The organism is Chryseobacterium indoltheticum (assembly GCF_003815915.1).
In the GTDB taxonomy this organism is placed as follows: domain Bacteria; phylum Bacteroidota; class Bacteroidia; order Flavobacteriales; family Weeksellaceae; genus Chryseobacterium; species Chryseobacterium indoltheticum.
In genome coordinates this window covers 3,110,462-3,123,930 of sequence record NZ_CP033929.1, presented here as the reverse complement: position 1 = coordinate 3,123,930, position 13,469 = coordinate 3,110,462, and the positions used below count along the sequence as shown (strand labels likewise).

The 13,469-nt window shown below is 37.2% G+C and carries 12 protein-coding genes; 3 read left to right on the top strand and 9 right to left on the bottom strand.

Translation table 11 applies throughout. The annotated features are described in order from the left end of the window. Positions 1-375 precede the first annotated feature (375 nt). From EG358_RS14605 to EG358_RS14595, 3 genes are all read left to right on the top strand, one after another. The gene (locus EG358_RS14605) at positions 376-2,880 is read left to right on the top strand and encodes a PIG-L family deacetylase (protein WP_076559467.1); all 2,505 of its coding nucleotides are present in this window, start codon (positions 376-378) and stop codon (positions 2,878-2,880) included. A 100-nt stretch (positions 2,881-2,980) separates the two neighbouring features. Beyond that, positions 2,981-4,672: a sodium:solute symporter gene (locus EG358_RS14600; protein WP_076559468.1), complete on the top strand. Its 1,692-nt coding sequence runs from the start codon at positions 2,981-2,983 to the stop codon at positions 4,670-4,672. Positions 4,673-4,706: 34 nt separating this feature from the next. After that, positions 4,707-5,225, top strand: coding sequence for a DUF2911 domain-containing protein (locus EG358_RS14595; protein ID WP_076559470.1), 519 nt, complete (start codon positions 4,707-4,709; stop codon positions 5,223-5,225). A 404-nt stretch (positions 5,226-5,629) separates the two neighbouring features. Here EG358_RS14595 and EG358_RS14590 read toward each other — a convergent pair whose 3' ends face one another. The 9 genes from EG358_RS14590 to EG358_RS14550 form a co-directional block, all read right to left on the bottom strand. Next, complete coding sequence (locus tag EG358_RS14590; RefSeq protein ID WP_076559471.1) at positions 5,630-6,451, bottom strand: alpha/beta fold hydrolase; 822 nt, start codon at positions 6,449-6,451, stop codon at positions 5,630-5,632. Positions 6,452-6,819: 368 nt separating this feature from the next. Continuing rightward, positions 6,820-7,338, bottom strand: a complete 519-nt coding sequence (locus EG358_RS14585; protein WP_076559473.1) for a DsbA family protein — start codon at positions 7,336-7,338, stop codon at positions 6,820-6,822. Positions 7,339-7,341: 3 nt separating this feature from the next. After that, positions 7,342-7,803 (bottom strand): redoxin domain-containing protein, encoded by a 462-nt coding sequence (locus EG358_RS14580; protein WP_076559474.1) that lies wholly within the window; start codon positions 7,801-7,803, stop codon positions 7,342-7,344. 4 nt (positions 7,804-7,807) lie between these two features. Beyond that, positions 7,808-8,509, bottom strand: a complete 702-nt coding sequence (locus tag EG358_RS14575) for a YoaK family protein (protein ID WP_076559476.1) — start codon at positions 8,507-8,509, stop codon at positions 7,808-7,810. Positions 8,510-8,534: 25 nt separating this feature from the next. Then, positions 8,535-9,581: a cupin domain-containing protein gene (locus EG358_RS14570; RefSeq protein ID WP_076559478.1), complete on the bottom strand. Its 1,047-nt coding sequence runs from the start codon at positions 9,579-9,581 to the stop codon at positions 8,535-8,537. A gap of 566 nt (positions 9,582-10,147) precedes the next feature. Then, the gene (locus EG358_RS14565) at positions 10,148-11,116 is read right to left on the bottom strand and encodes an NAD(P)H-quinone oxidoreductase (RefSeq protein WP_076559480.1); all 969 of its coding nucleotides are present in this window, start codon (positions 11,114-11,116) and stop codon (positions 10,148-10,150) included. Positions 11,117-11,146: 30 nt separating this feature from the next. Continuing rightward, entirely contained in the window at positions 11,147-11,590 is a 444-nt protein-coding gene (locus EG358_RS14560) for a lipocalin-like domain-containing protein (protein ID WP_076559482.1), read from the bottom strand. A gap of 51 nt (positions 11,591-11,641) precedes the next feature. Next, positions 11,642-12,199, bottom strand: a complete 558-nt coding sequence (locus EG358_RS14555; protein ID WP_034974811.1) for a hypothetical protein — start codon at positions 12,197-12,199, stop codon at positions 11,642-11,644. A gap of 708 nt (positions 12,200-12,907) precedes the next feature. Further along, entirely contained in the window at positions 12,908-13,459 is a 552-nt protein-coding gene (locus tag EG358_RS14550) for an antibiotic biosynthesis monooxygenase (RefSeq protein WP_076559485.1), read from the bottom strand. Positions 13,460-13,469: the final 10 nt, after the last annotated feature.

Below are 13,469 nucleotides of genomic sequence, written 5' to 3'. Positions count from 1 at the left end.
TCAGAAAATCAAGAGAATTTTAGTAGTTCAATTAGTCAATATTTATAAAAAACGGCGCCACTTATATTAAAATGGCGCTATTCGGTTATATGACAAAAAAGGAAGTTTATAATGACTTTATTCATTTGATCCAATTTAACAGGAATCAGAAAGTTTTTTTATCAGATAATTTCTTGTAGGTGAAATTTCTTGCATTTAATTTTTAAAAATAATCGAAATTGAAACAATTGATCTTTTGTTTGCTTTAATTGTCTTTACTTTCACACACAGATTTTACGAATAATAGAATAGAATTTCTGGATTTGCTAAGTGCTTTTTCTTTAAAGATTGAAAGAAAGATGATTTACTTATATTTGCTTCGCAAAGCAAATTCAAATGTTCAAAAAAATAAGCACTGTATTTCTCCTTGGCTTTTTTACGGTTTTTTGTTCGGCCCAACAGGTTCGTCCTTCAAAATCATCTGAAATTTATCGCGACCTCAAAACGCTCAAAAATTTACCTAAAGTTTTATACTTAGCTGCTCATCCTGATGATGAAAATACGGGATTACTTTCTTGGTTAATCAACGACCAAAATGTAGAAACGGGTTATTTATCTTTAACAAGAGGTGATGGCGGTCAGAATTTATTAGGCACAGAACAAGGTGCTGCATTGGGTTTAATTAGGACGCACGAGCTTTTAGAGGCTAGAAAGTTAGACGGCGCCCAACAGTTTTTTACCCGCGCTATTGATTTCGGGTTCTCTAAAAACACGACCGATACCTTTAAACAATGGGATGAAAATAGTATTACAGCTGATGTAGTTTGGGTAATCCGTAAATTCCGTCCTGATGTGATCATTTGTCGTTTTCCGCCTACTGCGGCGGCAGGTCACGGACAGCACGCGGCTTCGGCTGTGGTTGCAGAAAAAGCTTTTAAGTTGGTAGGCGATAAAACGGCTTTCCCAAATCAACTAAAATATGTGAATGTATGGCAACCAAAACGTATCCTGTGGAATACTTTCCGCTTTGGTGCAGTTAATACAACCGCTGAAAATCAACTGAAAGTTACCGTTGGGCAATATGATGCACAACTGGGAATGGGCTATGGTGAATTGGCAGGATTAAGCAGAAGTTTACATAAAAGCCAAGGTGCAGGAACACAGTCTGTAGCAGGCATTAAAACTGAATATTTTTCTCATGTTAATGGCGAACCTGCAAAAGAAACACTTTTTGACGGAGTAGCTAAAACCTGGACTGCAAAAGGAAACGCTGATATCGATCAATCATTGGATAAAATTATTTCCGCTTTCAACTTCAATAATCCTGAGCTTAGCTTGCCTGCTTTGCTTGCTTTGCGAAAAAAGGTAATGACGTTACAAGATTCAGAAATAAAAAAGGATAAAATTAAATCTCTCGATAATATTATTTTAAGCTGTGCAGGGTTTATGGGTGAAGTTGTTACTAATCAGGCTGAAGCTGTTGCCGGAGAAAATTACAGTTTTAGGTTAAATCTGATTTCAAGAGCTGATAATCCTGTCGTTTTAGAAAATGTAAAATGGTTGAATCAATCAGAAAGCTTCAACAGAAAATTGTCAAAAGATTCTTTAATTACCATTCAACACGAAATTCAGATTCCTGCAGATGCGGTACTCACAGAACCTTACTGGTTGGCCAAACCAGCCACGAATGCAGCAACTTTCTCTGTTCCGAATGATACTTTAGTCGGTTTGGCAGAAGCAGAATCACCACTGAATGTTTTCCTTGGTTTAAAAATCGGTTCGGAAAAGTTTCAGGTTAAACTTCCTTTATCTTTCAAGAAATTAGATCCGGTGCGTGGTGATGTGGTTGAAGCCTTGCGCATTGTTCCTGCATTGGAACTTAAATTTACACAACCACTTTATTTAGTGAAAGAAAACGAAGATTTGAATTTAAGCTTAAATTTTAAGGTTAATTCCAACAAACAGTTCAATAATGGAAAAGTAAATCTGATGTATAACGGAGAACGTTTAGGCGGCGGTGATTTAAAATCAGTTAATGGAAAAGATTTTACCATTGATTACGTTATTCCGAAAAATAAGCTTGCCTCAATCAATTCGAGTCGTTTGCAATTGGATGCAAATTATGTTGCAGATGGAGTAACTTATAATAAAAATAAGGTATTAATTCAATATCCGCATTTACCTGCCTTACAATATTTTGCGCCTGCAACGGTAACCGTAATGAAAGGAGATATTCAGGCGAAGGTTAAAAAAGTAGGTTACATAGAAGGTGCAGGTGATTTCATTCCTGAATTTTTACGCATTGCAGGAATTCAGGTAGATGTCTTGAAAGACGAAGATTTTTATGGCAATTTAGATGAATCCGGTGGAAACGGTGGTCAAAATAAGTTATCACAATATGAAGCCATTGTTCTTGGTGTTCGTGCCAATAACACGGAGAAAAAGCTAGGTCGCTGGATGCCTTTTTTATGGTCTTATGTAAAAGGCGGAGGTAATCTGGTGATGCAGTATAACACCAATCAGGATACAACGGTTGACCAATTGGGAATGTATAATTTCAGTATTGCTAATAAGCGGGTTACCGAAGAAAATGCTGAGGTTAAATTTTTAAATCCAAATCATAAATTACTGAATTTCCCAAACAAAATTACCGAAAATGATTTTAAAGGCTGGGTACAGGAGCGTGGCGCTTATTTCCCAGCTCAATGGGACTCAGCGTATGAACCGCTTTTTGAAATGCACGATACCGGTGAAGAGCCTCTGCAGGGATCAACTTTATATGCAAAATACGGAAAAGGTAATTTTATTTATACACCTTTGGCATTTTTCAGACAGTTGCCGGCAGGAAATGTTGGTGCGGCACGCTTATTTTTAAACTTTTTATCTGCACAGAAAAACTGATGAACAATCAACTTAAAAATTGGAATATCTGGTATATACTATTAGCAGTTGCATTAGTAGTTCAGATCGTATTTTATTATTTGTTTACTAAATTCTGGGCATGAGTACAATAGATTGGACCGTTCTTATTTTTACACTGGTTGCAGTGGTTGTTTATGGCGTATTTATTGGTCGTGGACAAAAAAGCAACGAATCTTACCTGAAAGCAGATAATAAAATGCCTTGGTACATTGTGCTTATCGGTATTATGGCGACGCAGGCAAGTGCGATTACGTTTCTTTCGGCACCGGGTCAGGCTTACACAGACGGTATGCGTTTCGTGCAGTATTATTTTGGTTTGCCTTTGGCGATGATTGTGATTTGTATTACTTTCATCCCGATTTTTCAGCGATTAAATGTTTACACCGCCTATGAATATTTAGAAAACCGTTTTGATAAAAAAACAAGGGTACTCACTTCACTACTTTTTCTTTTTTCCAGAGGCTTATCAACAGGAATCAGCATTTACGCTCCGAGTATCATCTTATCAAGCGTTTTAAACTGGGATATTTATTTAACCAATGTTTTAACGGGTGGCATTTTGTTGATCTACACTTATATTGGCGGTGCAAAAGCAATCGCTCACACCCAAAAAATACAGTTTTTGATCATTCTGGGAACTATGGCTTTTGCAGGTTATTTGCTAATTCAAAATATGCCAAATGGAATTGGTTTTAAAGATGCACTTTATCTCGCAGGGAAATCTGGAAAGCTTAACGTAATCACCACAGAATTCGATTGGAAAGATAAATACAATATTTGGAGCGGCTTAATTGGTGGTTTTTTTCTGGCACTTTCTTACTTCGGTACCGACCAGAGTCAAGTTGGTAGGTATATTACTGCAAAGGACAATACCAATGCAAAAATGGGCTTGCTGTTGAACGGATTGGTTAAAATTCCGATGCAGTTTGCTATTCTGCTTATTGGTGCTTTGCTTTTTGCATTTTTTTCTCTAAAACCTGCTCCGATTTATTTTAATGAACGCTCTTATCAAAATCTGAAGGAAACACAACCTGAACAGGCTGCAGTATTTGAAAAAGAGCATCAGGATTTACAAACAAAATTTAATTCAGAATCGAAAGAAATTTTAAAGCTAAAAGAAACTCAATCTCCTCAACTTAACAAAACAATTCAGGATTTTAAAAATACACAAACCGAAGTAAAAGCGCTTCACGGAAGGGTAGAGGAAGCTATTAATAACTCAAACTATAATGCTGAGAAAACAGATACTAATTACATTTTCCTGTATTTTGTGAAAAACACCTTGCCTGTTGGGATGATCGGTTTACTGTTTGCCGTCATTTTTCTAGCCAGTTGGGGTTCAATTTCTGCAGCGCTGAATTCCCTTGCTGCCTGCTCACTGAAAGATGTTCATTTGATATTTAAAAAAGAAATTCCAGATGATGCAACCGAATTGAAGTATAGTCGTCTGCACACTTTAGCGTGGGGTATTTTCTCCATCGGCGTAGCGATGTTTGCCACTCAAATGGGTTCACTTATTGAAGCGGTTAATGTGTTGGGTTCTCTTTTCTACGGCCCGATATTGGGGATTTTTCTTGTCGCTTTTTATTATAAAAAAATCGATGGAGCGAATGTATTTATCTCTGCCATTTTATCAGAAATTACGGTGATTGCTATTTACAATTTCGATATTGTTTCATTCCTTTGGCTTAACGTAATCGGTGCAGCGGCAGTCATTATATTTTCGTCAATCGTGTTACTATTTTATAAGCAGAAAGCATTAACTTCGTAACGCATAAGTATAAAATACATACAACAAAAATATTATGAAAACAATCATTAAAACTGCTACTGTACTTTTTGCTACAATGGCAATTTCAGTAAATGCATTTGCACAGGAAGCTAAAAAACCTGCCAGTCCTCCGGCTACTGCTACGGGAAAGATTAAAGATGCAACCATTACAATTGCCTACAGCAGTCCGTCTGTTAAAGGTCGTACAATCTGGGGTGGTTTGGAAGCTTATGATAAAGTTTGGCGTGCAGGTGCGAATGAAGCAACGACTTTCGAAACCAATAAGGACATTACCGTACAGGGCAAAAAATTGCCAGCAGGTAAGTACAGCTTTTTCTTAATCCCTAAAGAAAGCGGAACCTGGACTGCAATTTTTAACAAAGAGCCAAAGCAATGGGGCGCTTATAAATACGAAGAAGCTAAAGATGCTTTACGTGTTGATGTAAAAACAAAAGCTTTACCAGCAACACAGGAAACTTTAGTGTATAAAATAAACAATAAGGGATTCACAATGGATTGGGATAAAATCTCAGTTCCTGTAGAAATCAAATAAATTGAAATATTTAGAAATTAAATCCCGTTTATGCGGGATTTTTTTGTTTATAATTTAAATATTGCTTCAACGATTAAAGTTAAATTCCGGTTATTGTTTAGAACAGCTTTTAGAATTGCAAATTAGAATAGTAAATCCTTAGTTGGCTTTATTATTCTTGTACCCACATTTGGTTAGAAGATTTAGTGAGAATTTCTCAAATTTAATTTTAGTTTTAAAAAATTATTATGAAATTAAAAGGTATATATAAACACTTTGTTACCCGATATGATAATATTTTAAAGTCTTAAGTTGATTATAATAGATTATATAACAAATTAGAAGAGTTAGGTTAACTTACCTGACGATTAAATAAAAAAAGTGAATCAATTTTGATTCACTTTTCATTTGTATATATATTTTAACTAAGCCTCAATAAACTCCAAAAGGTCTTTATTAATCGTCGCTGCTTCCGTAGTCGGCATTCCGTGAGGGAAACCAGGATATGTTTTTATCGTGCCATTTTTCAATAATTTGATTGATTTCAACGCCGCATTTTGATAAGGAACAATCTGGTCATCTTCGCCGTGAAGCACCAAAACCGGAATATCAACATTTTTCAAATCCTCAGTGAAATCAGTTTCAGAAAACGCTTTGATTCCGTCATAATGAGCCACAATTCCACCCATCATTCCCTGTCTCCACCAGTTTCTCTGCACGCCTTCTTTCACATCTGCACCTTCTCTGTTGTAACCGTAGAAAGGGAAAGTCAAATCGATGTAAAACTGTTGTCTGTTGTTCAAAGTCTGGTCTCTGATACCATCGAAAACAGACATCGGAACACCATCAGGATTTTCATCACTAGCCACCATAATTGGAGGTACTGCACTGATTAAAACTGCTTTTTTAGCTCTTCCATTAGCATATTTATTCACATAACGGATCACTTCGCCACCACCAGTTGAGTGACCGATGTGAACTACATCTTTCAGGTCAAGAAATTCTACCAATTCAGCTGCGTCAGAAGCATATTGCTCAATGGTATGATTATAAATATCCTGACTGGAACGACCGTGACCTCTTCTGTCGTGCGTCACCACTCTGTACCCTTTTTGTAAGAAGAAAATAACCTGTGCGTCCCAATCGTCTGATGATAAAGGCCATCCGTGGTGAAACATCAAAACTGGTCCTTCGCCTTGGTCTTTGTAAAAAATCTCTGTTCCGTCTTTTAATTTAAGTGTGCTCATAATTTAATTTTTTTAATGTTGTGATTACTTTATTTTAATATTTTGTTGTCTTAATTCTTTAGCAAATGTAGGATGGTTCAATTCGTTTCTCGTTAATCTAGTTTAATATCGTACATTTTTTATGATTTTTTATTTGGGCAGCTTTATCCGCCTGGAGTTTATCCTGAGCTTGTCGAAGGGTTCCCAATCTTTTTTGCTCGAAGATTTCAGCTAAATAGAAATTGATTGCAAGCAAAAAAGGATTTCCACTCAAGTCGGGCTGCAGATTCGGTATAACACGATTTGATTTCAGAAATTAACTTAAGTGTTCTTATTTACGCTATGATAAAAACTTATACTTACTTAAGTGTCAAAAAATATTTTGTAGTTTAACTCTCAGTATTCTCCCTCAAAAGCTCAACCAAATCTTCCGCGCCACCATCATATTTCTTTCCATTCACGAAGAATGAAGGTGTTCCGTTCACGCCGCTCATAATTCCGCTTTCAAAATCTGAATCTACTTTATTAGCCAGTTCAGTACTTTCCAAATCCTTTTCAAATTGAGGAATGTTCAGTTTTAATTGTTCCGCCAGCTTCATCAGCAAGTTTTCATTCAAATCTCTCTGATTTTCATAAATCGCATCGTGCATTTCCCAGAATTTCCCCTGAAAATTGGCTGCTTCTGCTGCGATGGCCGCCGGTCTTGCGTATTGATGCATCTCAGACAATGGAAAGTTCCTGAAAACAAATTTAATTTGACTTCCATATTCTTTCATCAATTCTTTCAGAATAGGATAAGCAGCGCCACAGTATGGACATTGATAGTCGCCATATTCTACGATAACAAGTTCGGCTTCTAAGTTGCCTTGTGAGTGGTCAGCTTGGCTGACGTTTGGTTTTAGTGACATAATTTATTTTGTGTTAAGGTTTTCTAAAGCGTCTAAAATTCCGTCTGCGCCAGGATTAATTGCCGTTGGTGACAGATAACTCCATTCGATGATGCCTTCTTTATTGATGACGAATAATGCCCGTTTACATTCACCTTCTTCATCATCATAAACGCCGTACTGTTTTGCGATTTCTCCTTTAGCTTCAAAATCGGCTAACAAAGGAAAATGTAAATTTCTTGACTGCGAAAATGCAAGATGACACCATTTGCTGTCTACGGAAATTCCGAAAAGTTCTGCATCGTATTTCTTGAAAAACTTCAAAGTTTCATTATACAAAGCCATCTGGTCGCTGCAAACCGGACTCCAATCCGCTGGATAAAAAGCGAGGATGACATTCTTTCCTTTGAATTCTGAAAGTGTAATTTTCTGGTCTGGCGTTGCGTACAAAGTGAAATCTGGAGCAACATCGTTTTTCTGTAACATAATATTAGTTTTTAGTGTTATTTTTTGAAATCAAAATTCCGCAAATCATTAGTAATAATGCAGGAATCATCAAAGTCAATTTTACAAAATAATCGAGTAGGAAAGGGGCGACAAATGCACCTGATAAAAAGCCAATCCACAGCAGCAAAAGATGAATAGCGTTGGATTTATACTCTTCTTTTTCCATTTTATCATCTGTCATCGTCAGCATTGCGCTGTTCCTTGCCAGACTGTTCAGAGTTCCCGTCACGAAATCCGTATTCACTTTTTGGTTTCCTACAGAAGTCACAATCGTGTTCATCAATCCCATTGAAAATCCGACAATTACAATGGATAACAAATTATTGATATCATAAAAATAAGCAATAATTGAATAGAAAATGAGAATTCCGGAAACTATATAAAATGTTAATATTTGGTTCTTAATTCGCTTCCATAATAACAGGCAGGTTCCGGTGTAAATTCCTATTAAAAAGCAAAGGATAACTGTGACTGATGTAATTATAATTCCAGATTTATCGGTTGAAATTGCCGCTCCTAATGACGTGGTATTTCCACTCATAAAAGAGACGTACGTTTTCCATTGAATCAGTCCTGTTGCATCAATATAACCTGCAATTAAAGCTAAAAGTATCGCCAATCTCTCTTGCATCTTAATCGAATCAGATGAAGCGGAAATGTTTGTTTTGATGACAGAATTATCCATTATTTCGAGAGATTTTATTCTAATCTTATTTCTGAGGCTGAATGAAGACTTTCTCAGTCGGGAATTTTTCGATTTCGCCTTCTTTCAAACCAAAATTGGTTACAACAACATCTTTTGGATTTCCCGCCAGCCATTCGCTCAAATCAATCGATTCATATTTTCCGCTGTTGAAGCCAATCAGAATTCTACAAACCGTATCGCCTGTATTTTTGATGTAATGTCCGGCTCCCATTGGAACATAACCGACATCTCCTGCACTGAATTGTTCTGTAACGCAAGTAGATTCTGCAAGGAAAACCGACATTTCGGCCTGTCCTGAAATAAAATATTGCCATTCGTCAGCATTCGGATGCCAGTGCATTTCTCTTAAAGCGCCAGGCTGCAATTCTAAAATAGAACCCGACATTGTACTGCTGATAGGGAATTCTTTGCTCGTTACCAATCTCTGTAAACCTCCGCCCGGAACGATTCTCGGTTGTTGAGAATGCAAAGGATAACGGTGGAAACTCGTTAATTCGATATCGGATTCATCCGGACGAGCCTCGGCTGTGAATGACATTTCATCCGGAACAATTCCCGCTGCGAAATAGGCTTCTTTCTGCGGCAAAGCAGCCACTTCTTCTAAAGTTAAACCCAAATTTTGCGCAACGATTTCAGGTGGTACTGAAGAAACAAAATCTGTCACGCTGAACGTATGGTCTTCAGAAAAATTACCGTTATCAAAAATCAAAATGAAATGACATTCTTCCGTTCCCGTCGCCTGAATCGAGTGACCGTACCCTTTTGGAAAATACCAAACATCACCCGGCTCAAAATTGTCTGTGTAGCTGTGTCCGTCAGGATGAATAATTGTTGTACGAACCGTTCCTGAAATTACATAAGCCCATTCTGCGGCGTTAGCGTGCCAGTGTAATTCTCTCATACTTCCAGGTTTCAATCTCATAGAAACGCCGGCAATGCCTATAGAAGCAGGGAAATCTTTTACAGAAGCACCTCTTGTCGTTCCGCCGTCGTTGGTTCTTGGTTCTTTTTTCTCTAATTCGTATTTGAAACTTAATGATGCAGTATTCATAATGATAAGTTTTTGTGATGAATGATAGTTTGTCTTTATTTCTACTGTAAAGCTACCTCGGAATCACAGGATTTTGAAGTGCTTTTCGGTGAATGGGCAAAATGAGTCGGTGGGAATTTGAAAGAGATAGTTGGTGAATTGTTAGGATGCCACGAATGCACGAATTTTTTTTTACATGTCTGTTTTAATCATAACACTAAAATCATCATTCATTTTGTCGTTCCATAGTAATCTAAACTACTTTATTTTCAGTGTGTTGAGATTCCTCCGGAATGACAAACAAACTGTCAAAAACTAATTTATTACAAATTACGGATAATCATATTTTTGTAAATCAAAATCGGAATTTAAAATACTTTCATCAAATTAATTCGTGCATTCGTGGCTGTTAGCATTTATCTTTAGAGTAGAGAAAATAGATAAAAGACAAAAGAGTTTCAATTTTGAATTTTATTAATTACAAGAATCGTAAGCAAGTCGATTTCAATAATAAAAAATCCTTCACAATTTGCATTGAGAAGGATTAAAATTTGCGGGTCAGATTATTATTAAATCTATGTATTGCTTTATCTCACAAGAATAATCTTTCCTGTATGCGAACCGTCTTCAAGCAGTCGGTGAGCTTCTGCAGCTTCCGAGAAAGGAAATGTTTTATAAATGACAGGTCTGAACTTTTTAGATTCAATCAAAGGCCAGACATTTTTCTGAATCTCTTTGGCCAATTGTTTTTTGAACTCATATTCCCGACTTCTCAAAGTACTTCCTGTAACAGTCAAACGCTTTGTCATTACTTTCCAAATGTCTAAATCTACGTGACTGCCACTTACCGCATTGATGTGAACCAATCTGCCTTCAGGTTTTAGAATGTTGATGTTTTTGGCCAGATAATCACCGCCAATCATATCCAGAATGACGTCGACACCTTCATTTTGAAGTTCGGTTTCAAAATTCTGGGTCTTATAATTAATGTAAGAATCAGCGCCAAGTTCAAGACATTTCCGTCCTTTTTCATCAGAACCAACTGTGACAATTACTTTTGAACCCAATGCGTGAGCAATCTGAATGCCTGTGATTCCAATCCCGCTGTTTCCGCCGTGGAGCAAAAGGGTTTCTCCCGGTTGAAGATTTCCTCTCTGAAAAATATTAGACCAAACTGTAAAGACTGTTTCCGGTAAGCTTGCCGCCTCAGCAAAACTTAAATCTTCCGGAATCGGTAAACATTGACCTTCTCGCACAGCGACATATTCTGCGTAACCGCCACCTGCTAAAAGTGCACAAACTCTGTCGCCAACAGTAAAATCTACGACATCAGATCCGCATTTTACAATAGTTCCGGCAACTTCCAATCCCGGAATTTCGGCGGAAGCTCCTTCCGGTGCAGGATAATTTCCTTCACGCTGAAAAACATCGGAACGGTTGAGTCCGGCTGCTTTCACTTCGATTAAAACTTCGTCTCCGGAAATTTCGGGAGTAGGGTAATCCTGTAATTTCAATACTTCAGGACCTCCAGATTTTGTAATAACGATTGCTTTCATTTTTTTTAAATTTTAATATCACATTCATTTTCAAACTCTCTTCCAGGTCAGTTTGTGAGTCACCAACCTCGAATTGCTGGTGAACGGTTTTTCGCTTTCAAGATGCAGAAAACCATCTTTAAAGATAACGATTCTATTCTGCGTTTGCCCCGTCCAGTTGGGAAAAAGGGAGATGTATATCGTGTGGCTCACCAACTGTTTTTCATCGTCCGTTTTGAACGGCCCTGAATACGCAAGATAGGTCGATCCTTCCTGTGTATATTCTTCCGGCGTGGCATTGGTCCAATGTTCCTGATGAAAGTTTTCCCGATGCGTATCCATAATTTGTGCCGACATATAACCATCAGGATTGTAAATAATCAGTCCTTTCGGATTTTCGCCCATCGGATGCGTAATTTCGCCGCCGTTGACAGGAACTTCGATGAGTTCTACCAAAATCCAGCTTCCTACAAGTTTTTCAAAAAGTGTTTCCATAACTTTAAAATGAAATGAGCGTACCGAAATACGCCCATTATGTTTTTTGAATTAGAAAGGTTGATTGTATTTTCCGGTCAACGCTTTGTTTTCGATACTTTTTGCAAAGTTGGGCGTTTCTTCGTGATTGTGTGCATCGGAAGCGGCTTGTCTGGAAGCTGCGGCATCAGCAAGATTCACGTTGTGTTCTTTCAGATATTCAAACATTTCGGGAGTGGCTGTTGCGTGAATTTCGTTGGTGTACAAGGTCGTGTTATCATCAATTTTAGTGGCTTTCAGTTCCCATAAAACCTGAACTTTGGTACGTCCGCCTTTGGTAATAGAATCTGAGATGGATAACATTCTGCAGTAATCAGGACGGTGTTCTACCGCCACATAATGCTGAACCATCAAAGCATCTCCGATTGTTTCAACGTTTAAAGAAACGGGTTCGCCATCATACGTAGTCGAAATTGCTGCTCCGATGTGCTGAGTAGAGCATCTTTGATATTCTGCATCGGGAAGATTTAATAACCAATCTGCGATGTTAACTTTTTCGATTGGGGCATTGATAATCGCTGTAACGGTAGAGTGAGATAATGCGTTTTCTGGTGTTTGAATAATTTCCATAATGTATAAAGTTTAAGTGTTTGTATATGTTAATTTGATGGTGTAAAGCTACATTCAACAAATTTCAAAATCAATTGGTGTTCGATGAACAGGCGGAAAGTGTCGTTGAATGAAAAAATAAGATGGTCATATTCCGTAGACTATTTATGTAAAATAAAAAGTTGTTTATTCCAAACAGGGTTGTTTTAAACAAATGTAAAATGCATTTTATTTCAAACGGTTTGCGGGAAACAATCTGCAATGTTATTTAGTTCCAGACAAGGTTATTTTAAATAAATGTAAAATGTATTTTGTTTCAAACAAGTTGCAGGAAACGAACTGCAATGTTATTTGGTTCCAAACAGGGTTGTTTTAAACAAATGTAAAATGCATTTTGTTTCAAACGGTTTGCGGGAACCCATCTGCAATGTTATTTGGTTCCAAACAAGGTTATTTTAAATAAATGTAAAATGCATTTTGTTTCAAACAAGTTGCAGGAAACGAACTGCAAAGTACATTAGTCTCAAATAAGTTGCGGGAAACCAACTGCAAAATAATCTTGACTTACCGAAAACAACACACACAGTTTGTCATTACGTAGGAAACCTAATGAAGTGGTTCGATGAAGTGAATCTAGGCAGTTTAGATTCTTTCTGAATGACAAAAAATGGCACAAAAAAATCACTGGAAAATTCCAATGATTTTAAATAGATTTAGATGAATATTCAATTACTTATAAAGCCATTTTCTAATCAGCTTCGTGTAATTCGGCATCACCACGTAAATCACCAAAAAAACCAGACAGCCGGTACTCACTAACGTATCAAAATAACCATTGGCAGGAATATTCATTAATCTTAAAGAGGGCAATAATAACAATTGCATCAAGAGTGACAAAGGAAAAATGGCAGACCAAGTTGTCAGATATTGTTTCCATCGAACCGGAACTTTGGTGTCTGTTTTTTCGCCATAGAACAAAAAATCCAGTCCGGATTTGATTTCGTAATTATCTTCTTTTGTGAATAATGGATGGGCTTTATCAATCAATTTTCTTCTGGTATCAGATTCCATCCAGGTTCTGAGATTTTCAATCGTGTCAAAGCGGATAATCACGGTGTAAACAAACGTCAGATCGGGAATCGGACGAATGATTTGCCAGTCGATAAAACCTTTGGCACTTTTGGAAACGGGTAGAATTTCTTCCAGCCATTTTTCATATTCGATTTGTTTTCCGGCCAAAACGTGATGTGTGATAACCACAGATGCGCCTTGAGTTTCCATAATGAGATTG